Source organism: Oceanicoccus sagamiensis, from assembly GCF_002117105.1.
Lineage (GTDB): Bacteria > Pseudomonadota > Gammaproteobacteria > Pseudomonadales > Dasaniaceae > Oceanicoccus > Oceanicoccus sagamiensis.
This window is the reverse complement of sequence record NZ_CP019343.1, coordinates 882,566-908,744: the sequence shown is the minus strand read 5'-3', so window position 1 is coordinate 908,744 and position 26,179 is coordinate 882,566. Positions and strand designations below refer to the sequence as shown.

The following is a 26,179-nucleotide window of genomic DNA, read 5'->3' as shown; positions in this document are numbered from 1 at the left end:
AGTTTGTGACATTTGTCTCTTAACTCTTCCTTAACATATAAAGCCTATTGTTATATCATATAGTCAATTGTACTGATTTGCGTGCTTTGAGTCTATTCAGGTTAGCAGTCATTAAGTACGCCGTTATTGATAAAACGCAATTGAGAGGAGGCCACGTGGCTGAGAAAGAGCTGCCATTGTCAGGCATAAAAGTTGTTGAATTTACCCATATGGTGATGGGGCCTACTGTAGGGGTGATCCTTGCTGACCTTGGGGCCGATGTGATCAAAGTAGAGCCATTGAAGGGTGATAATACTCGCCGCCTAAAAGGCTCTGGTGCGGGTTACTTCCCCATGTATAACCGCAATAAGAAAAGTCTTTGTGTTGACCTTAAGTCAGAGCAGGGCCATCAATTGGCCGAGCGTCTGGCCGCTAAAGCGGATGTAGTGATTGAAAACTTCCGCCCCGGTGCCATGGATAAATTGGGCTTTGGCTATAAGCAGCTCAGTGCCGATAACCCCGGTTTGATTTATTGTTCATTAAAGGGCTTTTTATCGGGCCCTTATGAGCACCGCACTGCCTTGGATGAAGTGACCCAGATGATGGGCGGCCTGGCTTATATGACGGGGTTGCCTGACCGTCCCATGCGGGCAGGTTCTTCAGTAATTGATATTACTGGCGGCATGTTCGGTGTTATCGGTATTTTGGCGGCCCTTGAAGAGCGTCACCGCACTGGCAAAGGTAAAGAAGTCACTAGCTCCCTGTACGAAACCACCGCCTATATGGTTGGCCAGCATATGGCACAGCAGGCTGTTTCTGGTGAAGAGCCACCGCCAATGTCTGTTCGTCGCAGCGCCTGGTCGGTTTACGATATTTTCCATTCCAAAGATGCTGAGCGTGTTTTTGTCGGTGTGGTGTCTGATTCTTTGTGGAAGCGTTTCTGTGATGAGTTTGAATTAACGGAATTTTCTGCCGATGAATCACTTAACTTGAATAATGAGCGGGTTAAACAGCGCGACAAAATTGTACCGGTGATTACTGATATGTTTGCCAGTATGAGCAAAGAAGAAATGATGTCTCGCCTGGATAAGGCCGGTATTCCTTTTGCACCTATTAATAAACCTGCTGACCTGTTTGATGATGAACATCTTAATGCCGGTGGCTTGGTTGACCTGACCTTAACTGGCGGTGATAAAGATGGCGAAGTCGTTAAATTGCCTGCACTGCCCATTGAGTTTTCTGGTGAGCGCTTAGGTGTACGTCAGGACCTTCCCCGTGAGGGCGAGCATTCTAAAGAAGCCGCCGCAGAGGCGGGTTATGCCAATGACGATATTGAGCAGATGATTGCCGACGGGGTTATCCGCGTCGAATAAGTATAATGCTAAGTAAAGAAGTGTAAAAACAAAAGCCATCTTTGAAAAAGGGTGGCTTTTTTTTGTGGCTGGTTTATGTTGGCAGCATCAATAAATCATAACAAGGACATAACTATGCGGCATTTTATTCAGCAAGCTATCAGTACTTTTCTGTTACTGCTAATAATGGCTACAGGGGCTGCGGCAGCGACTGTCGCCAAAGGTGATGTTATTTTAGTCGTTGGGTCGACTGGGGGCACGGGCAAACTGATTGTGCGTGACCTGTTGGCACAAAATTACACGGTCAAAGCCATGGTCCGCGACCTTGACCGGGGTAGAGAAGCGCTGGGCGATAATGTACCGCTGGTTAAGGCTGACCTGACGGATAAGCCAAGCCTGGCTGCGGCGTTTGAAGGTGTTGGTGTGGTGATTAATACCGCCGGTGCTGGTCTAAAAAGCAAAGGCAAAGCCACCCCGGAGTGGATCGATTATAAAGGCACAGTGCATTTGGTTGACCTTGCCAAAGAGAATAACATCAAAAAGTTTGTGCTGATTTCATCAATGGGGGTGACGCAGGAAGATCACTTTCTTAACCGCATTGCTAACGATGTATTAAAGTGGAAATTTAAAGGTGAAGAAGCGCTTCGCGCCAGCGGTGTTACGTATAGCATTATTCGTCCGGGCGGTTTAACCAATAAGCCTGGCCCTGAGCAAGTGGTACAGTTTTATCAGGGTGATCAATTAAAGGGTGGGCCAATTAGGCGTGAAGATGTTTCCCGCGTTGTTTTGGCAGCACTGCAATCTAGCTCTGCTGATAATAAGTCCTATGAAATTATGGCTGTGGTCGGTGAGCGTGTTGAAGACTTTGAACCTCGTTTTAAAGCCTTAAAAGCCGATTAAGAATAAGGGTTGAAGTTATGGAAGGGCCATTAAGGGCATTAATGCCAGTCTGCTTGATCAGTTCCTGGTTATTGTTTTATTGGATGTATAACCAGGCTGTTATTGGTCCTTTATATCTGTATTTATTATTGCTTAGCCAGCTTATTTGCCTGATTACCTTTGTTAACTTTGTGCATGTGTTTACCTTTGGTTATGCGGGGGCAACGCTATCACTTAACGCCATATTATTGCTTTATTACCAGCCGCCGCTAATGGCATCGCTGATTAGCATTATGTTGATGCTCTATGGCGCTCGGTTAATGATCTTTCAATATAGGCGCTACAACAACCCCAGTTATGCTCAAACCCGGGCGGCGATAAAGGATGCCAGCCAGGCTATGCCCTTTTTTGTAAAAATTATTTTATGGGTTTTTACCAGTTGGAATTATCTCTTTTATAGCCTGGCCTCGTATTTTGTGGTGTCACGCTATCCCGCAGAAGGTTTGCTTGAATTGCCAATGGCACTGGCCTTTGGTGTGATCTTGATGATAGTGGATTTGGTGATGGAAACCCTGGCCGATGCGCAGAAGCAGGCTTTTAAAGCGACCAGCCGTTCTTTTTGCAATATAGGTTTATATACCAGCTGCCGTCACCCAAACTATTTGGGTGAAATTATTTTTGTCGTAGGTGTTTTTGTTGCGGGTCTGGATTTTTATCAGGCTTGGTATGAGTACCTTGCCGCCGCCATATCGCCGTTTTATTTATTTGCTTTGATGGTGGACTCGGCAAGGCGGGGTGATATTAAAAAAGATCAACAATACAGTAGTGACCCAGCCTATCAGGAGTATAAAAAGACGGTGCCAAGTCTGTGGCCGAAATTTAGTCGATAGTCTGTCATTCCCACCCGCGCGGAAGTGATGTATAAAAAATCCGTCGCTAGTTAAGTATTGTAGGGTGGATTATAATCCACCGGTTCTGAAGACTCTGGGTTGGTGTTGGTGTTGGTGGATTATAATCCACCCTACAACTACTGCGAGAACTCGAAGAGTGAGTGGGGGCTGGGGTTATTCTCGGGTTAATCCTGCTTGTATCCATCGCATATTAATGCCAACCCGGGCCGAGTTACTTTCTGCCCAACTATAAGCAAAAGATTGTTCTTCCCCTGTCTTAAAAAACTTTAATACCAAAATAGGCACCTTAGTATTTTGATAAGTTAGTTTCGCTAATTGAATTTCTACGCCGGATTCACTGCCATCTTTATCCAGCAAAGGAAGGCGTTGGCCTTCATTATGAATGCGGATACCCTGCATAAAAACCCATTCATCTTTTTTTGCTGTTGGGTCAATGCGCTGTTTTTCAAAACCACCCCAGCCAGTGTAATAGCTTACCTTGCGATTTCTATGGGCTACGCCATCTTTGTCGCCATAAACAGCTTCGCCGTTTTCATCGACCGCTGAATCATTAATCCAGATAGTATCTTTAGTGAGCTTAAGGCTGTCGGTCACATAAATCGTTTTATCCAGATTTTTGGAAAAGTAATAGCAGCTAGCTTTATCCATTTGGCCGGTATAGGCATTATCGGCAAAGGTCCAATAGACATCGCAACCAGGAATAGAAACCAGCTCATCCAGAGTGAGCGCCTTTAATATCTCGCTATTGCTATCGGCATTCTGGTAAGCGGCCTCATCTTTAAAGCGATAAATCTTAAGCGCAATGGCTTGTCGCTGCTCATCTTTGCTTAACTGATATAACCGTTGCCGATATACCCGGTTGCTATCAGTGGGTATGGTCTGTTTTACAAAGAAGGTATGGGGGCCAATCGCCGGAGTATCCACGGCCTTAAAGATATGGTGAATATGCTCTTTAAGCACTTCGGCCTTATCTTGCCGTTGCTGCCATACTTGCTCGTGATTGTCGTATTCACCCTCAAACCACTGCACAAAGCGCTGAAAATCCTGCTCCAGACTATTATCGGCGGCGGGGAGGGTGGCGCAGGCGGCAAGGGTTAGCAGGCCGCAGAGGGCAATGAATCGTGGGTTAAGCATGGCGTTCTCGTGGTGGTGGTTGGTATGGCGTTCTGCTTAGTATAGAAGATGCCTGTGGCCATGCTTTGATTAATGTCAGTGGGTAAAAATAGTGTACAATTCCCGCTCAATCGCAATGACTAAACGAGTACATCATCGATGTCGGGAACTCCCCAATTACCTTGCCATAAGGTCGCGCTCTACGAGGGTTTATCTGAGGCTGAAGTCGCGCAGTTGATGGCTATCTCTCGCTCGAAGGATGTCGCGGCTGGTGAGTACCTATTTCATCAACATTCTAATGCCAATTCGATTTATATCATCGAAGAAGGGGTGTTGATGGTGGAGCGCTCCTCCGAGAATGGCCGGCGCCAGATTATGTCGTTTATGTTTCCCGGTAATTTTGTGGGCTTCACCCATAATGATTTTTTTGAATACAGTGTTCAGACTCTGACCCCTGCCAGGGTGTTAGAGTGTTCGCGACATGATTTTATTCGTTTGGGTGAAGCAATACCCACACTGAAAAAAAATGTCGAAGTGATTGGCAACAAAGTGATGTTGGGCTTATTTGATCAGCTGTTTGCACTGGGGCAAAAAAAGGCCCATGAGCGCTTGGGGTTTTTATTACAGCAATTAAAAGACCGGCAAACCATTAGCGGTGGTTTTAGTTTTGAATTATTTATGACCCGGCAGGATATCGCTGACTATCTGGGTTTGACCCTGGAGACTGTTAGTCGTGCATTTAGCCGCTTGCAAAAGGAAGGTGTTATTAAAATTCAATCAGCCCATCATGTTGAAGTGTTGGATGCGGAGCAATTAAAGCAGTTGGCCTTTTCTAACTAGCCTAAACGTAAAATATTGATAATTCTCAACGCTCAATATTCGCCGCCCTTTAAACTTCTATACTCATCACCCCAGCTAAGTATTGGGGCCTATTTTCTGGAAATATCTATTTATGAGTAGTGAATCAATTAGCGCAACCCTGGCAGCGATTGTCGGGCCAGATTATGTGCTGACCGACGAGGCATCCTGTATTTTATATGCGCAGGATGTTTTTACCCGGGATAAAACCGCAGCCTGTGTGGTACAGCCGGAAACTACCGAGCAGTTATCCCGTCTGGTGGCCGCTGCCGTTGCTGCAGGTTTTGCCGTAGTCCCCCGTGGTGGTGGTATGTCCTATACCAGTGGTTATGTGCCTGAAGAGGACGATAGCATTTTGGTGGATACCAGCCGTATGGATGCTGTTATTGCGATTAATCAGGAAGATATGTATGTCACGGTACAGGTGGGCTGCAGTTGGAAAAAACTGTACGAAGCCTTAAAAGATACCGGTTTACGCACACCTTTTTGGGGGCCGCTATCCGGCTTTCATGCCACAGTGGGCGGCAGTATTTCCCAGAGTTCGGTATTTTTTGGCGCGGGTTTATTTGGGGCCTCTGCGGATTCTGTGGTCAGTTTGGATGTGGTGCTAGCGGATGGTTCAGTGCTTTCAACAGGTTCTGCCGCGCAAAAAAATGGCAGCCCTTTCTTCCGTCATTTTGGGCCTGACCTAACCGGTTTATTTACCTGTGATACCGGAGCCCTGGGTATTAAATCGACGATTACATTGCGTTTAATGCCAGAGTTTAAATCGATCCGTCATGTCTCTTATGATTTTGATAATTATGAGAGTCAGATAAAAGCTCTCAGTGAAATTTCACGGCAACATTTGGCGGCACAAATGTTTGGTACTGATCCTGGTCTCGGTCAAATACGGGCCCAGCGCGATAGCTTAATGAATGATGTAAAAGCGCTAGGCGGGGTATTAAAAGCGCAGGACTCTTTATTAGGTGCCGTCAAACAGGGCGCCAAAATTGCGATGGCAGGCCGCCGTCTGGTTAAAAACGCCAGCTACCCTGTGCATGCCAATGTTGAAGAGCGTTGCGATGCCGCCGCCGATGAAGTGGCTGATCAGATAGCGGCGATTTGCCAACAGTTTGGTGGTAAAAAAATCGAAAACTCGGTGCCGTCTATTGTACGTGCCAACCCCTTTAACCCTCTCAATAATATGGTGGGTCCGCAGGGTGAGCGTTGGGTGCCGGTACATGCTTTGTTGCCCCATTCAAAAGTGATTGAGTCCGTCAAAGTCACCGAGGCTATTTATGAAAAATATAGCGATATGATTGAAAAGCATCATATTGTTACCGGCTTTCTGTTTACTACCGTGTCCACTAACTGCTTTTTTATGGAGCCGCTGTGGTTTTGGCCGGATGAGCTTAATGAATTACACCGGGAAACGGTTGAAGGTAATGTACTGGCTAAGCAGAAAGGTTTTGGCGCAAACCTGGAAGCCCGCCATGCGGTTGAATCGATGCGCAAGGAGTTAGTCGCTGCTTTTTCCGAGATGGGGGCATCTCATCTGCAGGTGGGCAAAGAATATATCTATAGGGATGGCCTTAAACCTGAAGCCTTTGAATTGATTAAAGCGATTAAAGCCGTGGTTGACCCGACACGACGGATTAATCCGGGCTGTCTTGGATTGTAATTTAGGCTATTCTTGTAGCATTGAGAATAACGAGCAGGAATATACGCATTATGGTTGATCAGTCCCATGCCTCACCCCGTCGCCTGATTATTGGTATTTCAGGTGCCTCCGGTATTGTTTACGGAGTAAGAATGCTGGAGATGTTAAAAGAAACCGATATTGAAACGCATTTGGTGATGAGTAAGTCCGCCGAGCTGACGCTGGGCTATGAGATGGATATCAAGGCCAAAGATGTGCATGCTTTGGCGGATGAGGTGCACTCGGTAAAAAATGTGGGGGCCTCTATTTCCAGTGGTTCTTTTCCTACGATGGGGATGGTCATAGCTCCCTGTTCGGTGCGCAGTATGTCAGAGATTGCCTCAGGGATTACTTCCTCACTCTTAACCCGTGCCGCCGATGTGATTTTAAAGGAGCGTCGTAAGCTGGTACTGATGGTTAGAGAAACGCCTTTGCATACCGGGCACTTACGCACCATGACAGCTCTGTCGGAGATGGGGGCGATTGTCGCGCCACCATTACCTGCCTTTTATAACCAGCCTGAATCCATTGACGATATTGTTAATCATAGTGTGGGTAGGGTATTGGATTTATTCGATATTGATACGGGCATGGTCAAGCGTTGGGGCGTTGATGCTGGCTAGCTCGGTCTTGGGCAATGCGGTTAAATTCTCGAAACTATACGGTGGTTACTACCTGCTTTCGTGAAAGGCCTTAAATAAGACCAGGGGTATCGTGGCGTCGGCATTTTAAGTCAATCAGAGTTTTCAAGACGGCTGGACTGTAGGGTGGATTATAATCCACCAGGGCCCTGCTCGAAGCAATCATAACCGGTGGATTATAATCCACCCTACGGGCAGTCATTCCTGTCTTCGCGGAAACGACGTTGATGGGCGGGGTTAGAAGCGCTTATTTCTCCCGTTAGTCATCTATCTTTTAGTTTAAGTCGTAGTAAGCTTGTACCCATTTATAAGGGTATTTAAAAAACGTAAAGTTTTGTAAAAAACAATGACTTAGCTGCCTTTGGTGTTCAATTTCCATCCAAAAATTGTGGTTGTTAGGTATAATGCGCCGATTGTTATTGCTCGCTTCCCTGAGTTGAGCGTACGGCATTAACAGCACGAATATAGCCGGCTAGCCCGGCTGCACAAACAACGCTTTAGCGTGTTTAGGAGAATAATATGTATATTAACTTTTGGTACGCGATGGCAGAAACCGCAGATGTGCCGTCAGACAAGCCGCACCGTGTTACTTTTCTAAAGCAGAATTTTGTCCTGTTCCGTGATGAAGACGGGAATGCCCATTGCTTGCATGATGTTTGTTCTCACCGTGGTGGCGCTTTATCGAAGGGTAAAATGAATGGCAGCCATGTTGAGTGCCCTTATCACGGTTGGCAGTTTGATGGTAACGGCGACTGTAAGTACATTCCTTCGCTGGGTAAAGATAACCAGAAGATCCCTGCTCGTACCAAAGTAGATTCTTATCCTGTACATGAAGAGCATGGTGTTATTTGGGCCTTTCTTGGCGACTTGCCAGAAGACGAGCGTCCCCCCCTATTACGTCCTCATAATAATCCCAATGGCATTGATTACTCCGGTGATGAATGGCGTTGGGTTACCCAGACCTGGCCGCTAAAATCCAACTATGAGCGCAATGTCGAAAACGGCATTGACCCTGCCCATAATGAGTTTGTGCATGAGCGTCACGGTTTCTCAGGGGCGCGTTTAGATACCTATAAAGTTCAGGAATACGACCTGACTGATCACGATTGGGGTGCTGGCTTTATGCTGACATTCCAGGCGCCGCCGAGTACTCACGAGACGGCACATGCCGGTGAGACTTCCCGTACGGAAGAAGGTGATTTGGAAGCGGGTGCTGGTCATAGTGGCCCCAACAATGTGTGGACTTATATCCATATGACTACGACCAACTTTATGCACCAGTATCTCTATGAAACGCCGATCGATGATTACAATACCAAGGCGTTTAACGTGAGTATGTCCAACTTCTTGCCTGAAGATGTCGCCGATGATGATGATATCCGTGATATGAACGGTGCTATTGCTGAGGATGACGTGGTAGTGCTGGAAGAGATTCAGCCACCCTTAACGCCAGATAATATGACCTCTGAAGTGATGATGCCGGCGGATAAGATGATTGTCTCATACCGCAAAATGTTGAAACAATGGGATGCTAAAGGCTGGCGTATTGATAGCGCTGAAATCGATCGTCATAAGCACAATAAGATTTTTGCTATACCTTCTCCCCGTCGTCGTACTGAGAAAGGCTGGGTATTTGATCCGGTACCACTGATTGCTGGTGAGTAATAAATACCAGAATTTTTAGTTAATACTTTGCTGTATTAATTGATACAATCGCAACCGCTAAGCACTTCGTGCTTGGCGGTTTTGTTTAAACAGAGCAACACTTTATTCAAGAAAGAGGTTTATAGAGCAATGGCAGTCCTTAATGTAATTGATCGTGATGGCAATGATGCGGTAATCGAGTCTGATACTGGTTATAGCCTGATGGATGTCCTTCAGTCTAATGGCCAGGATATAGCGGCTATTTGCGGTGGGGTTTGTTCCTGCGCGACCTGCCATATTTATCTACCGGCTGATGTAAATGCCAAATTGCCAGCCCGTAGCGGTGATGAGCAGGTTTTGGTAGAAGAGAGCGAATACTACCGTGAAGATGAATCACGTTTAGGTTGTCAGGTAGAGTTTACTGAAGAATTGGATGGCATCCAGGTTATCCTGGCTCCGGAAGACTAGACAGTTGTCGCAGTCAAAAGCTGCAGGCAAAAAAAAATCCCGGTCATTGCCGGGATTTTTTTGCCTGCGATTTCTGGACAGATATTAAGGCTTAAACTTGTCCGCAAATGCGCGATCAATCTCAGTAACGCCTTCTCCTCTAGCGCCTTTAAGAATGGTTTTTAACGCCATCTTACGAAACAGTTTTGGCACTTGTGTTAAGTCTTTAGAGGCTTCAAGGCTGAATGTAATGTTTTCATCCAGGCTATCACCCAAATCTTTAATTTCTTGTGCTATACATCCGTCAGCACAGTTTTTTGAGGCGCAATCTTCACCCGCTACGATACATTTACCATCTGACATAGTTGTTTACTCCCAGTTATTCCCGATATAAAAATAATTCTTAAGTGGCGCCCAGTATACCAAAATATTCTGGTATTGGGCGTTTAAATTGCCTAAAAGCTCAGGGTTTTTGCGGGCTGTGAGACAGTTGCTCCATGGTTGTTTTGCCCGTTATGTTGCCCTGGTTGCAATAAAAAAGGGGAGCCGAAGCTCCCCTTTTGTTTAAACATTAGATGCTGGCTTAGAAGTTATACTTAAAGCGAACACCTGCTGTTCTCTTAGCGCGTGGGTAAACCAGTGCCTGGTCACGAAGGTTCTCGGCAAAGCGCGGGAAGGTGATCGCGCTGGCTGGAGCGTCTTCGTTTTCAACGTTATCCAGATAGGCTGTGACTTCGTAAACACCGTTAGTGATACCGGCTTTAATGTCCCAAACAATAGCGTCGTCAACCTTGCTTAAGTTATCCGTTGAAAGATAGCGCTCAGACATAAAGCGGCCATCAATTCGAAGGTAACCGTCAAACTCATCACCTACAGCAAAATCAAAGTTGTTGCTTAGCTGTAAGTTATGCTTTGGCGTGTAAGGTAGGTCATTACCACTCTGGTCAGCATCGGGGTCGGCTAGAGCCAGTCGCGTTGCTTCATCTGCTGGAGTACCGCGTGGGGGTGAAGGAATACCGTATGCACTTTGGTTCTGGAAATCGGTAACTTCGGTCTCGATAAAGGCGTAGTTCAGTGTTGCAGTCCAGTACTCGTTGACGGCGCCAACCAGTTGTAATTCCAGACCCTGAATTTCGGTTTCACCGATATTATCAACAAAGCTTCGAGGTGTGCCTGAAACGGTTACATACTCACGGTTATTTGCCTGCTTGTCAGTATTATCCATTAAGAATAAAGCACCGTTGGCAATAAAACGATCATTCATCCAGCTGGTTTTCCAACCGAATTCGTAAGAGGTTAACTCTTCCTGATCGTAGGTTAGCTTGTCTACGTCGGCACCAGGGGCTGCAGAAATATCAGGTTCGATAGTGTGTCCACCAGGCTTGGTACCCTTTGACACAGAACCATAAAGCATAATGTCGTCGTTTAAGTAATGTGTTAATACAACACGGGGGTTAAATGCATCATAGTCACCATCGGCTTTAGTGACCGGGGTTAATGGGTCAACAAGTGTAGGTACTAAACCTGAAGCAATTGAATTGTCGTATTCGATATCAAATTCTTCTTCTTGGTAACGGAAAGATAATGAAATCTCCCAGTCTTCCTGGAACATCCAGTCATAGCTACCGTAGATGCCGAAAGAGTTCACTTCACGCTCGGCGGTGAAAGGTGATCCATCCCAGGTTTGTGTAACGACTGTACCGGCTGGTGGTGGGAAGGCTGAAATCTTACCTGTTACCGTGCCGCCGTTGCGGTCCAGATTGCTACCATTGGCCGCAGAATAGTCATCCTGATTGGTTTCTTCATAGTAATACTCAAGGCCCACTAACCAGCGAACATCGTCGCCAGCATCAAAGCTTAGACGGAAGTCCTGGAAAATAACTTCACGTTCGTAGTCACGGTCAGAGATATAGTTAAATGGGTTATCACCGTCTACCCATGGAAATACTGCCAGCGAACTTAGCTGGAAATTGGGTAGGCCCTGGCTGCTACAGCTACCGGGAACAAAAGCAGGAGCAAAGCCGATACAGTCACCAACGGAGGTGACGGTTGGGCTGTAATCCAGATCGAAAGAATCCGTACCTTCCATATCGGTATAGGCGGTATTCGAAGTAAAGGTATAGTCGTCTGCAAATTCGTAGCTGACCAATGTGGTCCACTGTAGTTGCTCGGTTTCAGTACCAAAGCGTGAATCATCAGAAAGGCCGATCTGGCTTTCATCAAAGTCAGGGGTGGTACCGTAAAAACGAGCACCAGCGTTTTCACCGGCAGCGGTATCACAATCTCTTACGTCAACCGGTGCACCAGTCGTGACATCGTTGGTGACGACTTTAACTGTCTCGTCATAGTCTTCAGTAAAACAAGCGTTGGCGCCGTTATAACCAACTGCGGTATGGCCCATTTCCTGATCGGAGTAATCCAGACGGGTTAAGATTTCGATATCGTCTGTAGGTAAAAACTGTAATGCCACAGAGATGGAGTCAACTTCTTCTTCACCCAATCTATTGCCTTCCGAAGGGTTGTCATACTGACCTCCGGTCTCAGAGTGGGCGATATTTAATCGGTAAAGAATATTATCGGTGATTGGGCCAGATAAGCTGGCTTTGGCTTTATAGGTTTCCCACTCGGCCGCTTCTAAGTTAATGCTACCTTCAAATTCAGAAGAAGGCTTTTTAGTGATGTAGTTAATCGCACCACCGAAGGCGTTTCGACCGAACAGTGCACTCTGGGGGCCGCGTACAACTTCAATTCGCTCAAGGTCATATAAACCCAGTGCAACCGTTTGACCGGCACCGGTACCTTGCAGAGCATCGGACGTGATATCTACACCATCAACCAGGATGGCGATATTGGCACGACCGGATAGAGGGGTCAGACCACGAATATCAGGACGTAAATCCTGTCCACCAATACCGCGGGTATAGGTTAACCCCGGTGTTAGCTTGATAACATCTTCGGTACTTTCGATCGCCAGTGTTTCAATTTCATTGGCGCTAAAAGCCGATAGTGCTAATGGAACATCCTGCAAGCTTTCTGTTTGCTTACGAGCGGTTACCAGAATTTCTTCTACAAATAGCCCTTCCTGTGCAAAGGTAGGTGCTGTTGTAGTCAGGGTCGCCATGGCTATTGCTAGCGTCAGCTTGGAGCGGCGTAAGGGTGCGCTGCGTTTGATCATCGAAAACTCCCAGATGTAGTGATATTTTTGTAATACTTTTTAATAGTAAAAGACTGCAATAAGGATAGGTAATGAATGCAATGTAGTAAAGTTATACCTTTATACTTTTTAACTGATTCACACTTTTTTTTATAACCAAAGTTGTAGCTTAGTTTAGTTCTGGAGTGGGAAACTTCAAATTCGGCTAATTAATAAGCGAAATACACTTTTCAGGCAGGGCTTGGTGATGGCTCTTTGTTCAGCGTTGCGGCGGCTTAGTCCAGATAGGCCCAGCTGCGTTGGGATCGATCGTTATTTTCAAATTCGGCGATTTGATCTTCCATGGAGAGGGTTAGTGCAATGGCATCAAGGCCGTTAACCAGCATATCCTTATGCGAGTCCTCGATATCAAAAATATAGCGCTGCTTGCTGTCGGTTGAGATGATTTGCTGTGCGGGTAAATTGATCGTCAACGGCTGCTGCTGTGGCGCCTGTTCAATCTGTTGTGCCAGCGTATTGATGGCTTCTTCGCTTAAGGTTATGGGTAAGATACCGTTGCGAATACAATTCTGATGAAAAATAGCACCAAAGCTGGGAGCAATAATGGCCCGGATGCCATATTCCTTTAAAGCCCAGACTGCATGTTCTCTGGATGAGCCACAGCCGAAGTTTGAGCCAGAGAGAATAATACTGGTATTGGCGTATTCGTCTTTATTAAGGATAAAGTCCGGATTGATATCCCGGCTGCCGGGCTTGCTATAGCGCCAACCGGCAAATAGCCCTTCTCCCAGCCCCTGCTTGGAGACCAGTTTCATTTCCCGCGAGGGGATGATCGCATCGGTATCGACATTAATGCGCAAGATTGGGGCGGCAACACCGGTATGTTCAGTAAACTTTTCCATTAGACACTCCCATTGGACTGCATAGCAGGTTGGGCGACTTCCAATAGTTCGCGAGGGTCGGTGATACGGCCGGTAATGGCCGAGGCTATGACTGTTAAGGGACTGGCGAGGTGGGTGCGCGTCCCCGGGCCTTGTCTGCCTTCAAAGTTGCGGTTGGTGCTGGATATCACTCGCTTGCCCGCGCCAAAGGTTTCTCCGCCAGCGAAAAAGCACATAGAGCAGCCGGAATCACGCCATTCAAAGCCGGCGTCGGTAAATATCTTATCCAGACCCTCGGCTTCTGCCTGCCGTTTAACATTGCGAGAACCGGGTACAACAACCCCTTTAACAGTGGGTGCGATAGTGTGGCCCGCGACCAGTTGGGCGGCAGCTCGCAGATCGCTAATACGGCTGTTAGTGCAAGAGCCAAGAAAAGCAGCATCGATAGCAATATCGTGAATGGTCTGACCGGCTTGCAGGTCTTGGTAGCCCAGCGCCTTTTGGGTGGACTCGCGGTCATGGCCGTCAGTCATATCAGCCGGATTTGGCACTTGGCTATTAATAGCGGCGGCATGTTGCGGGCTGGTCCCCCAAGTGACGGTGGGGGCGATATCGGCACAGTTGATAACAATCTCTTTATCGAACTGGGCGCCTGTATCGGTATGCATTTGCTGCCAGGCTGCAACAGCTTGCTGCCATTGATCACCAGTGGGCGCGTAGTTTCTTCCCTTTACATAATCAATCGTGGTCTGGTCCGGGGCGATAATACCGGTAAAGGCAGAAAACTCTACCGCCATATTACACAGGGTCAGGCGAGCTTCAATGGCCAGATTGCGGATAGCCTCACCGGTAAACTCAACGGCATAGCCTGAGCCGCCAGCGGCGCCATGTTGGCCAATAAGGTGCAAAATCATATCTTTGGCGGTGCAGCCAAAGGGCAGTTCGCCGTTAAATTGCACCCGCATGGTTTTGGGTTTTTGTACCCGCAGGGTATTGGTGGCCAGGGCGTGCTCGGCTTCGGATGAGCCGATTCCCCAGGCTAGCGCACCCAGCCCGCCAAGTGTGCAGGTATGGCTATCGGGGCAAACCAGTGTTGTGCCGGGTAGGGCAATACCTTGCTCCGGAGAGATAACATGGGCGATACCCTGATCTTTGTCGTCGATATCATAGAGGGTAATGCCCGCCGCATTGGCGGATTCGCGGGTGGCCTTGATAAACAGATGGCCCGAAGGCATCAGCGTTTTGTCGCCGCGGCCCGGGAATGTATCGACAATATGGTCCATAGTGCAAAAAACGCGGGAACGGCTGCGCACGCTGCGCTGGTCCGCTTCCAGGCTCTTCAGGGCAATGGAGCCGGTGCGCTCATGCAGGAAAATGCGGTCTATATAGATGAGAGCATTGCCATCGCCAAGGTCGGCGACAGTATGTTGGTCCCATAGCTTTTCAAAAAGTGTTTTTTCCATTTTAAATCAATAGCTTAGCTTTTTTTCAAAATTACTGGTGCAAGTGTCAAAAGCGGTCTTTACTGAGTAAAGGGCCTCTGTCCACGGGATCAGGTCATCCGATGGTTGCTGTGCTGCGAATCCATCAGGGTTGTGAGTGTAGCTACAGACCCTTATCGCATTGCCACTTGCATATTTGGCCTTATGCTAGCATAATTTCGCTTAAATGTATTAACGTTATATCTTTATGATATTTGTGATGAGCCTTAGGAATTTGATCTTTGCTAAGGTGGATTGCAAACAGCGTCTTGTAAAGTGCAGCACAGTTTGGATGACCACTCGGTTTCCATGGTGCTCATCTCCGCTGTAATTTAATTGATAACGAACAAACAAGCCGGGCTCTGTTTATTGATAGCCTGCCTGTAGAGATATTCATGTTTAGTCCTGAAATTAACGTACTTATTATCAGTGCGGCCACAATTGCTTTTGTGCATACCTTAATGGGGCCAGATCATTACCTGCCCTTTGTGTCTATGGGGGTGGCTCGTAAGTGGACCGTTAAGAAGATGATGGCTGTCACTGCCTTTTGTGGCTTTGGTCATATCCTGGGTTCCATTGGTTTGGGTTTTGTCGGCGTGGCTTTGCAAATGCAGGTCGGCAAATTGGAAATGATTGAATCGGTACGCGGTGATTTGGCGGCCTGGTGTTTAATCGCCTTTGGTTTATTGTATTTTGTTTGGGGTATGCGCCGAGCTTATCTGAATAAACCTCATACCCACTGGCATCGCCACGACGGTAAATTACATTCTCACCAACATACTCATAAAACTGAGCATGCCCATGTTCACGATCAAAAAGTAACAGTAGCCGATGATGGCAGCGTGAGTGAAAAGGCGGCTGGCAAAGTTGGTCCCTGGGCTATTTTTATAATTTTTGTCCTGGGCCCTTGTGAGCCTTTGATTCCATTATTAATGTACCCTGCTGCCAAAGAAAGCACCGTGGGCCTGGTGGCTGTCACTGGTGTGTTTGGTGCGGTAACCATGCTGACGATGATGTTTGCAGTATTTGTGAGTACGGTAGGTTTAAAAGCGATTGGTATTAAGGCGCGTCGCCTGCCAAGTATGGAGCGTTATGGTCATGCCTTTGCCGGTGCCACTATTTTCGCCTGTGGCTCCTCCATCGCATTTTTAGGTTTATAAAAAGGAAGTAGATGTTAAATGAGTGATCACGATTACAAGGCCATTGATGCCGTAGTTAATATCTGGACCAATGAGGCACTGTCACATCGTCCCGGTTGGACCGATGGTTTCTTTATCGACAAAATGAAAGGCAAGCACGACAGCGGTGGTATTTCACTGGAAGTGATGCTTGAGCAGATGGATGAAGCTGGTATTCAGATGAGTTTTTTAGTGGCGGCAAAAAGTGGTCGCCCCGGTCTACCCGGTTCTTATCATATGCCTCCTGAAGTGGTGGCAGATGCAGTACAAAAATACCCGGATCGCTTTCGCGGTTTAATTGGTGTTGATCCTTTCTTGGGTATGAAAGGTGTTCGCGCCATGGAAGATGCGGTTAAAAATATGGACTTTATTGGTGCGCACCTTTATCCGCACTGGTTTGACCTGCCGCCAAATGCAGCAAAATATTATCCTTATTATGCCAAGTGTATTGAGTTGGATATTCCGATTCAGATGCAGGTGGGCCAGTCATTAATTTATGCCCCTGATCAGCCTTGTCGCAGTGTGGGTCGTCCGATTTATCTGGATGATATTGCCTGTGATTTGCCAGAGCTAAAATTAATCGGTACCCATGTAGGTATTCCATGGACAGAAGAAATGATTGCCATGGCCTGGAAGCATAAAAATGTTTATATCTGTACCGATGCTCACAGCCCACAGTACTGGCCTGAATCATTGGTGAAGTACATTAACTCTTACGGTCAGGATAAAGTGATTTTTGGTTCTGACTTCCCGGTACTTCGTTTTAAGCGCACGTTGGATGAAATTGATGATTTCAATTTGAAACCCCATGTGCGTAAAAAGTTTGTTAACGAAAACGTGACCAAACTATACAAGTTATAAAAAGAAGCTTTAAGAGAGGAATTAAATGCCATCTCCATTAGACGGTATCAGAATTGTTGAAATGACCAGTGTTGTGCTGGGACCCTATGCTTGCCAAATGTTGGGCGACTTGGGTGCAGATGTTATTAAAGTAGAGCCGCTGGAAGGTGATACCAACCGTAATTTAGGCCCTCATAGCAATAACTCGGATATGGGTTCTCTTTATCTGACCTGTAACCGCAACAAGCGCAGTATTGCCTTGGATTTAAAGTCTGATGACGGTAAAGCGGCCTTGCGTGAGTTATTAAAAACGGCCGATGTGCTGATTCATAACTTTCGTCCACAGGCGATTGATCGTTTAGGTTTTTCCTACGATAACGTTAAAGCATTAAAGCCTGATATCGTTTATTGCGGTGCTTATGGTTACGCAAAAAATGGTCCCTATGGTGAAAAGGGTGCCTTGGATGATTCTATTCAAGCCGCTTCCGGTATCGCTATGCTGCAAAGCATGGTTGAAGGTGAGCCGCGTTATCTGCCTACCATCGTTGCGGATAAGACGACGGCGTTGATGGTTGTTCAGGCTGTTATGGCTGCTTTATTTCATCGTGAGCGCAGCGGTGAAGGCCAGGAAGTTGAAGTGCCTATGTTTGAGACCATGGCTTCTTACGTCATGACCGAGCACTTGTGGGGTAAAACCTTTGAACCCAATATTGGCGAAGCCGGTTATGTACGTTTGATGGCAAAACACCGCCGTCCCTATAAAACCAAAGATGGCTTATATCTGGCGGTACTGCCTTACTGGGATAACCACTGGAATACTTTCTGCGAATTGGCCGAGCGTCCTGATCTGGCCGAAGACCCTCGCTTTTTAAATATGCGTTTGCGCCTGCAAAATATTAATGAGTCCTATAAAGCGACTGGCGAGATTATTATCACCAAGACGCGTCAGGAGTGGTTGGATTTATTGGGTAACACCAAAGTACCGATGATGGTAGTGAATACCCTGGATGGATTGGTTGAAGATCCGCATCTGGTTGAGACAGGCTTCTGGCAGGAGTTTGATCATCCGACCGAAGGTCGTGTGCGTATGAGTAGTCCACCGATGAATTTTTCTAAAACGCCTGCTGAGATCAGAAAGCTGGCACCGCGTTTAGGTGAAAACAGTGTTGAAGTGTTAAAGGAAGCTGGCCTGGCTGATGCTACGATTGATGCCATGTTAGCTGCTGGAACAGTGAAAGTTCCAAGTTAATACCGTCATTCCCGCCTGCGCGGGAACGGCAGTAAAGTTTTACAAAAAAGCAGTACTTTTAATAACTATAGTTAGATTGTTGAGTTTACACGACGGGAGTTTGTTATGACTTTTATGAACACCAAGATAGACACAGAGCGCACCCCTGAGGTTGAGGAGTGGATCAAGGAAGAATCGGCAGAACAAGAAGTTCGCTACCAGAAAATTTACGACGAAATGGCTGCACTTAAGCCGAGTCGTGAGCAATGGTATGCCGAGTTTTTTCACCGCCTGAAAACCCGCGGTTTTAACGCCGATGCGGATACCAAGGTGCAAATCCCGGAAGCTGATATTCCTGTTAAGCCTGAAGGTCGCGAAGATATCGTGATCTGGAAATACGGCGAGCAGTCAATCGAAGAAGTAGAAGGCAAATAATAAATTCAATATCACGCTTTTAGCTGTGAACAGATAAAGTTTTAGGAGAATAACTATGGCACGCCCACATATCGAACCGTTTTGCGATCGCGATGTCCACTGGAAAAAAATGGCCCTACCAGGTTTTGGTACTGGCTTTAGCTACAAAATGCTGAGTTTTGATAACGAAACTGGCGCATGTTCTATGAATGTTCAACTGGCTGGCGGCTACAAGCGTCCACCAGGGTTCAGCATGTCTGAATACGAAATGATGGTTATTCAGGGCAGTATCAATATCGGTGGCAAGCGCTACGGCAAAGGTCACTACTTCTATTTGCCTGCGGGTTACTCACTGGGTGAGTTAACCACCGAGCAAGGTGCTGAAGTTCTAATGATGTTTAACACTGGCGCTCCTGATCATCACGAAAGTGATGAGCATCATGCACTATGCCAGACTGGCCTGTACCACGATGTTAGCTCTTACGACGACATTCCCTGGTCAAGCGGTGGTGTAACCAGCCCAACTGTTGCAACCGGTTGTCTTGTTAAAGTATTGAACTTTAACCCTAACAGCCAGGCGCTAACGTTCTTGTACTGTATGACACCTAACTTTAGCCAGGACAATATTTCTTACCACGATTGTGCGGAAGAGTCTTACCATATTTGGGGCACTAGCTGGATGATGCAGTTTGGTGAAATCCCGACGGGCGGTTACTTCTGGCGTCCTGCGTATATCAACCACGGCTCGTTTGCTTCTGCCTACGGTTGTATCGCTTTAGGTCGTACTGACTCTAAACTGTTTAATCACTTCCACTACAACCCATGGACTACGCCAGTAGAAAATGCGGACCGTTCTTTGGCTCGTATGACCAAGCGTGATCCACTGTTGTACCGTTGGGGTTACAGCCGCAGCCACAACCACCCACACAGTATCACAGACTTTGAAGATACTATGATTCGTCGTGGTGGTATGGCTGATCTGGATCTGGCTTCTGGCCACGGTCACTACCATCAGTATGAGGGCGATCATGATCACAGCGCTTCTCACCCTGAAGGTGAACCGCACAGCCATGACCACGATCACGGCCATAGCCACGATCACTAGTCGTTGAAGATGTGCATAAACGGGGGCAGTTTGACTGCCCCTGAATTTTTACTTAGAAAGCAGATATAAATAATGAACAAACCTTTAGAAGGCATTCGCATTATCGATTTGACCCATATGTTGTCAGGTCCCTATGGTGCCATGATTCTTTCAGACTTGGGCGCTGATACGATTAAAGTTGAACCGCCGCACGGTGAGGGCACACGTAAGTTGTTAGCCACCGACCCGAATAATTCCATTGATGGTATGGGTGCATACTTTATTACCCTAAACCGTAATAAGCGCACTACCTGTATGGATCTGAAATCAGAAAAGGGTCTGCAATTATTTTATGATCTGGTAAAAGAATCTGATGTGGTGATCAGTAACTTTGGTGCGGGCGTTCCGCAGAAACTAAAGATTGATTACGATAATCTGAAAAAAGTTAATCCCAAAATTATTACCTGTTCTATTTCAGGTTTTGGTTCTGATGGCCCGGGTTCAAAGCGTCCAGCCTTTGATCAGGTGGCGCAGGCTTACGGTGGTGGTATGTCTATCACTGGTGAAGATGCTAACCACCCTATGCGTGCCGGTATTCCTATCGGTGATTTAGGCGGCGGTATGTTTGCGGTTATGGGTATTCAGTCGGCTTTATTAGAGCGTGAGCGTTCTGGTGAAGGCCAGCATGTTGATATCTCTATGGTAGATGTGCAGATTTCATTGCTGAACTATATGGCAACCATGCACTTTATGTCCGGTGAAGATCCATTCCCCATCGGCAATAGCCACTTTGTACACGTTCCCTATAACACCTATCCAACCCAAGATGGCCACTTGGTTATTGCTGTTATTACCGATAACTTCTGGCAGAACCTGAAACAGGTCGTTAACTTTGAGGGTTTTGAAAAAGAAGAGTTTGATGGTCAGCCAGGTCGTTTGGCCGCTAAAGATTTTATTGATGGCAACCTGAACGAAATCTTTGCCACCAATACCACCAAGTTCTGGTTGGATCAGTTAAACGAGAAACGTATTCCTGCAGCACCTGTGAATAAGTTTTCTCAGGCATTAAGTGATGAGCAAGTCTTGCACCGCAATATGGTGATCGAGTTGGGTCATCCCAATGGCAAGTCTACTAAAGGCCCGGGTAACCCTATTAAGTTCTCTCGTACCAATGAAGAGAGTTTTACGCCCGCGCCTGTATTAGCGCAGGACACAGATGAAATTCTTTCTGAGGTAATGGGTAAGACCGCCGATGAAATCGCGGCACTAAAAGAAGAAGGCGTAATCAAGTAATAGTAGGCCGGATTAGCGAAGCGTAATCCGGCATCGATGGTGGATTGTAATCCGCCCTACGAGATAGAAGGCAAAGTTGATGACAGAAAAAGTATTTATTAATGATGTTGGCCCCCGTGATGGTTTGCAAAATCAGGCCAAGATTTTAACGCCCGCTGAAAGGTTGCAGTTAATTAATGCATTGGTTGATGCAAAATTACCCGCGGTTGAAATCGGTAGCTTTGTCAATCCTAAAGCAGTACCTGCTATGGCGGGTACTGATGAAATTGCTGCCAGCCTGCCTTCGGCTGATGTGGCTTTTTCTGCGTTAGTCGCCAACCAGAAAGGCTATGAGTTGGCTCGTGATGCGGGTGTAAAAATAGTTAACCTCCCGATTGCTGCCAGCAATACCATGAACGAAAAAAATATTCGCAAAAACAATGCTGAAGCTATTGCCCTGACGGTTGATATTATCGAAGCGGGTAAAAAGGACGGTATTGAGGCCATTCCTTATATTGCAACAGCATGGGAATGTCCTTTTGAAGGCATTGTTGATGACAAAGTCGTTATAGAAATGACGGGCCAGTTTTTAGAGGCCGGTGCAAAAACTATTATTATGGCGGACACTATTGGTGCTGCTAACCCTGGGCAGGTCACCTCGTTATATAAGCAGCTAATCGCTGAATATGGTGCTGAAAGTTTAGGTGCTCACTTCCACGATACCCGTGGTTTTGGTGTTGCCGATGCCTATGCTGCCCTTGAAGCAGGTATTCGTATTTTTGATGCCTCTATCGGTGGTTTGGGGGGTTGTCCTTTTGCGCCGGGTGCTACCGGTAATGTGGCCACAGAAGATATTGTGGTGTTGTTTGAGCAAATGGGTTTTGATACGGGTGTTGATTTAAATAAATTAATTGCCGCTACCGATTTGGCGACTGAGTTGACCGGTAATTGTGATGGTGGTCATTCAATGCGTTGGTTAAAGCGTCAGCAAGAAAAAGGCACGCTGTAATTCGTAGGGTGGATTACAATCCACCAAAACACAGCGTTTGAAAAAGGTGGATTTTAATCCACCCTACTAAGGTAACAATAATTAAAATGTGAGCAGCACACTTACTCACACCAAACCAAGAGGAAATAGCAATGAGTTATCGTCTCGGCGTAGATGTCGGCGGAACATTCACCGATCTACTCTTAATCAATGAAGAAACCGGTGAGACCAATACCGCCAAAGTTCCTTCCACTCCTGAAGATTCATCCATCGGTGTACTTAACGGTATTGCCCGTATCTGTGATGAGTCTGGTGTTGACCCCAAAAAAATTAACCGTGTTATGCACGGTACCACCGTTGCCACCAATGCTGTGCTTCAGGGTAAAGGCTCTGTTGTAGGTTTGGTAACTACTGCCGGTTATGAGCACACCTTACAGGTCGCTCGTTCATTTTGCCCAGGCGGTCTTGGCGGTTGGGTGACTTTTAATAAGAAGCCTTTGCTGGCCCCGCTAGAGTTAACCATCGGTGCGCAGGAGCGTATGGATGCAGACGGTAAAGTGGTTCGCGATTTAGATGAAGCTAAATTACGCGACGACTTAACCGCATTAAAAGCCAAGGGTGGTATTGAGGCATTAACCATCTGCTTTATTAATGCGCATATTAATGGCGAAAACGAAGTTAAAGCCAAAGCCATCGCGCAAGAAATCTTTAGCGATGTGCATATCTCCATTTCCAGCGAAGTGGTTCCTGAAATGCAGGAATACGAGCGGACTGAAACAACGGTTGTTAACTCTTATGTTCGTCCTGAAGTAGCCAAATATGTAGATAATCTGCAAGGCGCTTTAAAAGAAAAAATGTCTGAGGATACCTTGTTATCCATTCTTCGCTCTGACGGTGGCTTGGCTTCTGGCCGCGCTTCTGCAGAGTCACCGGTTAACCTGCTTATGTCAGGCCCTGCGGGTGGTGTTACTGGTGCAGTCTACTTCTGTAGTCGCGCAGGCTACGACGACATCCTAACGTTTGATATGGGTGGTACGTCTACCGATGTAGCGTTAATTCAAAATTCAAAAGCCCGCGTTCGTCGTGAAACCATTGTTGGCGATGTGCGTGTGCGTGCTCCTTCAGTGGATGTTCGTACGGTAGGTGCTGGTGGTGGTTCTCTGGCCTTTGTGCCTGAGCTAACCAAAGCTTTACGTGTTGGCCCTGAGTCTGCCGGTGCAGTACCTGGCCCTGCTTGTTATATGAAAGGTGGTGAGCAGGCGACTGTTTGTGACGCCAACGTTGTATTAGGTTACTTGCCCTCTGATGCACAGTTAGGCGGCGCGATGGAAATTAATCGCGATGCCTCTATTAAAGCCGTTCAATTAATTGCCGATGCCGCAGGTATCAGCTTAATGGAAGCCGCTGAAGGTATTATCAAAGTGGCCAACGAAGCGATGTTCGGTGCTTTGCGTCTGGTATCGGTTGAGCAAGGTTACGATCCACGCGACTTCGCGCTGGTTTGTTTTGGTGGTGCTGGCCCACTACATGCCAATGCGATGGGTGTGCTGGCGCAGTCCTGGCCGGTAATTATTCCTCCCGGCCCTGGTGTATTGTGTGCTTACGGTGATGCAACCACTCAGGTACAGGATGAAGCTACCCGTACTTATATTCGTATGGCGGAAGATGTAAGCAGCGATACATTAATCGCTGATTTACTTGAGCTACAAGAACGTGCTGGAGAGTCTTTGGTAGCTGATGGTATTCCTACCAGTGATCACGAAGTGACTTTCCAGGCTGATTTACGTTATGCCGGTCAGGCATTCCAAATCACCGTTGAGTTTACTGAAGAAGATGTTCGCGCCAAAGGTATGGATTTGCTAAAAGACAGCTTTGACCGTGAACACGAACAGTTGTTTACCTTTAAGCTGGATGATGGCCACGAGATTCTAATGATCCGTGCCGTGGTAAAAGCCAAGGCCAATGCCATTGCTGAATACACCTTGGGTGAAGCCGGTACCTCTTTGGAAGAATGTAAAATCCAGAACACCAGCTTCTACTACGAAGGTCAGGAGCATAACGGTGCGCTTTACGATCGTAATAAATTGCACGATGCATTAACGGTTCCCGGTCCTGCCATTATTACTGAAATGGACTCAACCACTGTGGTATTACCAGGTTATGAAGCCAAGGTCGATAAGATTGGCAACCTGTTAATTAACCCAGCCGCATAAGAAGAGGAGAATAACAATGCCTGCAACAATTATTGAAACCAACAGCTCGCCTCTTCAGAAAGTTGAGGTCGATGGCGTAACGATTGATATTATCGAAAACGCCTTAAAAAATGCCCGTGAAGAAATGGACGCGGTTCTATTTAGAACGGCTATGTCTCCGGGTATTCGTGAACAGGGTGACTGTTTTCCAATGATCGCGAATAAAGAAGGCAAAATGGTCGTTGGCCAGTTTGGTTCTTTTATTGGTCCGTTTATGGAAGTGTATGACGGTGAGTTGGAAGAGGGCGATGTCCTGTTAACTAACGACCCTTATATGTGTAACGCCGCTGTATCTCACTTACCAGATTGGTTAGTGCTGGTACCTGTATTTAAAGATGGTCGCCATATCGCATGGTCTGCGATGTTTGGTCATATGTCAGATAACGGTGGTATGGTGCCGGGTTCTATCCCCATCGAAGCGACCAATATCTATCAGGAAGGTATTCGTATTCCACCGACCAAGCTGTATAAAAAAGGTGAGTTGCAATCCGACGTGCTGGAATTAATTCTGCACAATGTACGTACCCCACAGTGGAACCGTTTCGATTTAAACGCGTTGGTTGCTGCTTGTAACACCGCAGCCAAGCGTGTTCTGGAACTGACTGAACGTTTTGATGACGATATCCTGCACACTGCCATGGGCGTTATGCTGGATCGTAACAAATCAGCCATGGGTCATATTATCCAGAACTTTATCCCGGAAGAGCCTCGCTCTTTTGAAGATTATCTGTGTGATGATGGTAAGGGCATGGGTCCCTACAAAATCAAATGTACTATGTGGCGTGAAGGTGAAAAAGCGATCTTCGATTTTGAAGGCACTGACCCACAGGCACAGACCTCGGTTAACTTTTACCTGAACGAAGATATGTTCAAAATGTTCTTCGGTTCATTCACTATTAACGTTGTTGATCCCCATATCGTATTTAACGATGGTTTCTACGACCTGGTAGATGTTCGTATTCCAGAAGGCACTTTGCTTAAGCCTAAATTTCCAGCGGCTCTTTCCGGCCGTACTCACGCACTGGGCCGTATCTTTGATATCCTTGGCGCGTTATTGGGTATGGGTGCTCCAGAGCAAATGCTTAACGCTGCGGGCTTCTCTGATTCGCCACACCTGTTCTATTCAGGTTATGACGACAACGGCGAATGGTTCCAGTTATTCCAGATTGGTTTTGGTGGTATCCCCGGTCGTCCTATCGGTGATGGCCCTGACGGTCACTCACTATGGCCCGGTTTTACTAACGTACCTAACGAATTTATTGAGTCGTACTTCCCGCTGCGGATTGAAAACTACGAAACCATCCCTGATTCAGGAGGGGCTGGTTTGCACCGTGGTGGTAACGGCTTAAGTGTTGCTTACCGTTTCTTATGTGACGGTGAAATCGGTATTCACGATGAGCGTTGGTTAATGTACCCATGGGGTGTATTAGGTGGCGAGACCGGTATGCGTTCAACCAAGAAGCTGGTTCGTGTCGATGGCAGCGAAGAGTTTATTCCTTCCAAGTGCGAAGGTATTCACGTTAAAGCGGGCGACCTGCTTTACTTCAATACCTGGGGCGGCGGTGGCTGGGGTGATCGTTATGCCCGTGATCCACAGTTGGTTATGGATGATGTTAACCGCGGTCTGGTTACTGCCAAAGGTGCAGAGCGTTATGGCGTTGTTGTTACTGATGGTGCCGTGGATGAGGCTGCGACTACAGCCTTGCGTGATAAGCTGATTGCCGAGCGTGGCGATGATATTCCACTGTTTAACTACGGTGGCACTATCGAAGAAATCAAAGCACGCTGTAAAGAAGAAACCGGTTTTGAGCCTCCAGAGGCGCCTGTTTTCAGATAAGTTTTTAGCGGCTTAACAAACCACTTCAATAGTGATATTGAAGTGGTTTTTTTATACCTGCTATT

At 46.8% G+C, this 26,179-nt stretch carries 22 protein-coding genes; 17 read left to right on the top strand and 5 right to left on the bottom strand.

Annotation, left to right across the window (positions count from 1 at the left end; genetic code table 11):
* Positions 1 to 155: 155 nt before the first annotated feature.
* The 3 genes from BST96_RS04060 (at position 156) to BST96_RS04050 (ending at position 3,100) form a co-directional block, all read left to right on the top strand.
* Positions 156 to 1,352, top strand: coding sequence for a CaiB/BaiF CoA transferase family protein (locus BST96_RS04060; RefSeq protein ID WP_085757466.1), 1,197 nt, complete (start codon positions 156 to 158; stop codon positions 1,350 to 1,352).
* Positions 1,353 to 1,466: 114 nt separating this feature from the next.
* Positions 1,467 to 2,231 carry an SDR family oxidoreductase gene (locus BST96_RS04055; protein ID WP_169713904.1) on the top strand — a complete coding sequence of 255 codons (765 nt, stop codon included), beginning with the start codon at positions 1,467 to 1,469 and terminating at the stop codon, positions 2,229 to 2,231.
* A gap of 17 nt (positions 2,232 to 2,248) precedes the next feature.
* Positions 2,249 to 3,100 (top strand): DUF1295 domain-containing protein, encoded by an 852-nt coding sequence (locus tag BST96_RS04050; RefSeq protein ID WP_085757464.1) that lies wholly within the window; start codon positions 2,249 to 2,251, stop codon positions 3,098 to 3,100.
* A 174-nt stretch (positions 3,101 to 3,274) separates the two neighbouring features.
* On the opposite strand, the gene BST96_RS04045 is transcribed toward BST96_RS04050, so the two are convergent.
* Positions 3,275 to 4,255, bottom strand: coding sequence for a chromophore lyase CpcT/CpeT (locus tag BST96_RS04045; protein ID WP_085757463.1), 981 nt, complete (start codon positions 4,253 to 4,255; stop codon positions 3,275 to 3,277).
* 138 nt (positions 4,256 to 4,393) lie between these two features.
* On the opposite strand from BST96_RS04045, the gene BST96_RS04040 reads away from it, so the two are divergent.
* The 5 genes from BST96_RS04040 to BST96_RS04020 all read left to right on the top strand — a co-directional run bounded on the left by BST96_RS04040 (position 4,394) and on the right by BST96_RS04020 (position 9,526).
* Entirely contained in the window at positions 4,394 to 5,074 is a 681-nt protein-coding gene (locus BST96_RS04040; RefSeq protein WP_085757462.1) for a Crp/Fnr family transcriptional regulator, read from the top strand.
* A 112-nt stretch (positions 5,075 to 5,186) separates the two neighbouring features.
* Positions 5,187 to 6,755: an FAD-binding oxidoreductase gene (locus BST96_RS04035; protein WP_085757461.1), complete on the top strand. Its 1,569-nt coding sequence runs from the start codon at positions 5,187 to 5,189 to the stop codon at positions 6,753 to 6,755.
* 50 nt (positions 6,756 to 6,805) lie between these two features.
* Positions 6,806 to 7,396, top strand: a complete 591-nt coding sequence (locus tag BST96_RS04030) for a UbiX family flavin prenyltransferase (RefSeq protein WP_085757460.1) — start codon at positions 6,806 to 6,808, stop codon at positions 7,394 to 7,396.
* 537 nt (positions 7,397 to 7,933) lie between these two features.
* Positions 7,934 to 9,079 carry an aromatic ring-hydroxylating oxygenase subunit alpha gene (locus tag BST96_RS04025; RefSeq protein ID WP_085757459.1) on the top strand — a complete coding sequence of 382 codons (1,146 nt, stop codon included), beginning with the start codon at positions 7,934 to 7,936 and terminating at the stop codon, positions 9,077 to 9,079.
* 129 nt (positions 9,080 to 9,208) lie between these two features.
* Entirely contained in the window at positions 9,209 to 9,526 is a 318-nt protein-coding gene (locus BST96_RS04020; protein ID WP_085757458.1) for a 2Fe-2S iron-sulfur cluster-binding family protein, read from the top strand.
* Positions 9,527 to 9,610: 84 nt separating this feature from the next.
* On the opposite strand, the gene BST96_RS04015 is transcribed toward BST96_RS04020, so the two are convergent.
* The 4 genes from BST96_RS04015 to leuC form a co-directional block, all read right to left on the bottom strand.
* Positions 9,611 to 9,868, bottom strand: a complete 258-nt coding sequence (locus BST96_RS04015; protein ID WP_085757457.1) for a hypothetical protein — start codon at positions 9,866 to 9,868, stop codon at positions 9,611 to 9,613.
* A gap of 220 nt (positions 9,869 to 10,088) precedes the next feature.
* The gene (locus tag BST96_RS04010) at positions 10,089 to 12,680 is read right to left on the bottom strand and encodes a TonB-dependent receptor (RefSeq protein ID WP_085757456.1); all 2,592 of its coding nucleotides are present in this window, start codon (positions 12,678 to 12,680) and stop codon (positions 10,089 to 10,091) included.
* Positions 12,681 to 12,934: 254 nt separating this feature from the next.
* Positions 12,935 to 13,561, bottom strand: coding sequence for a 3-isopropylmalate dehydratase small subunit (gene leuD / locus BST96_RS04005; RefSeq protein WP_085757455.1), 627 nt, complete (start codon positions 13,559 to 13,561; stop codon positions 12,935 to 12,937).
* Positions 13,561 to 15,003 carry a 3-isopropylmalate dehydratase large subunit gene (leuC, locus tag BST96_RS04000; RefSeq protein WP_085757454.1) on the bottom strand — a complete coding sequence of 481 codons (1,443 nt, stop codon included), beginning with the start codon at positions 15,001 to 15,003 and terminating at the stop codon, positions 13,561 to 13,563. Before leuC ends, leuD begins: the two co-directional genes overlap by 1 nt.
* A gap of 413 nt (positions 15,004 to 15,416) precedes the next feature.
* Here leuC and BST96_RS03995 point away from each other — a divergent pair, with 413 nt between their 5' ends.
* From BST96_RS03995 to BST96_RS03955, 9 genes are all read left to right on the top strand, one after another.
* Positions 15,417 to 16,181: a hypothetical protein gene (locus BST96_RS03995; RefSeq protein ID WP_085757453.1), complete on the top strand. Its 765-nt coding sequence runs from the start codon at positions 15,417 to 15,419 to the stop codon at positions 16,179 to 16,181.
* 18 nt (positions 16,182 to 16,199) lie between these two features.
* Complete coding sequence (locus BST96_RS03990; RefSeq protein WP_085757452.1) at positions 16,200 to 17,060, top strand: amidohydrolase family protein; 861 nt, start codon at positions 16,200 to 16,202, stop codon at positions 17,058 to 17,060.
* A gap of 25 nt (positions 17,061 to 17,085) precedes the next feature.
* Positions 17,086 to 18,288 carry a CaiB/BaiF CoA transferase family protein gene (locus BST96_RS03985; RefSeq protein WP_085757451.1) on the top strand — a complete coding sequence of 401 codons (1,203 nt, stop codon included), beginning with the start codon at positions 17,086 to 17,088 and terminating at the stop codon, positions 18,286 to 18,288.
* A 105-nt stretch (positions 18,289 to 18,393) separates the two neighbouring features.
* Positions 18,394 to 18,702: a hypothetical protein gene (locus BST96_RS03980; RefSeq protein ID WP_085757450.1), complete on the top strand. Its 309-nt coding sequence runs from the start codon at positions 18,394 to 18,396 to the stop codon at positions 18,700 to 18,702.
* Positions 18,703 to 18,757: 55 nt separating this feature from the next.
* Complete coding sequence (locus BST96_RS03975; RefSeq protein ID WP_085757449.1) at positions 18,758 to 19,786, top strand: DUF4437 domain-containing protein; 1,029 nt, start codon at positions 18,758 to 18,760, stop codon at positions 19,784 to 19,786.
* 72 nt (positions 19,787 to 19,858) lie between these two features.
* Positions 19,859 to 21,058 (top strand): CaiB/BaiF CoA transferase family protein, encoded by a 1,200-nt coding sequence (locus BST96_RS03970; RefSeq protein WP_085757448.1) that lies wholly within the window; start codon positions 19,859 to 19,861, stop codon positions 21,056 to 21,058.
* Between the two features lie 79 nt (positions 21,059 to 21,137).
* Positions 21,138 to 22,046, top strand: a complete 909-nt coding sequence (locus tag BST96_RS03965; RefSeq protein WP_085757447.1) for a hydroxymethylglutaryl-CoA lyase — start codon at positions 21,138 to 21,140, stop codon at positions 22,044 to 22,046.
* A 131-nt stretch (positions 22,047 to 22,177) separates the two neighbouring features.
* Positions 22,178 to 24,238, top strand: a complete 2,061-nt coding sequence (locus BST96_RS03960) for a hydantoinase/oxoprolinase family protein (protein ID WP_085757446.1) — start codon at positions 22,178 to 22,180, stop codon at positions 24,236 to 24,238.
* 16 nt (positions 24,239 to 24,254) lie between these two features.
* Positions 24,255 to 26,114, top strand: a complete 1,860-nt coding sequence (locus tag BST96_RS03955; RefSeq protein ID WP_085757445.1) for a hydantoinase B/oxoprolinase family protein — start codon at positions 24,255 to 24,257, stop codon at positions 26,112 to 26,114.
* The last annotated feature ends 65 nt before the right edge of the window (positions 26,115 to 26,179 follow it).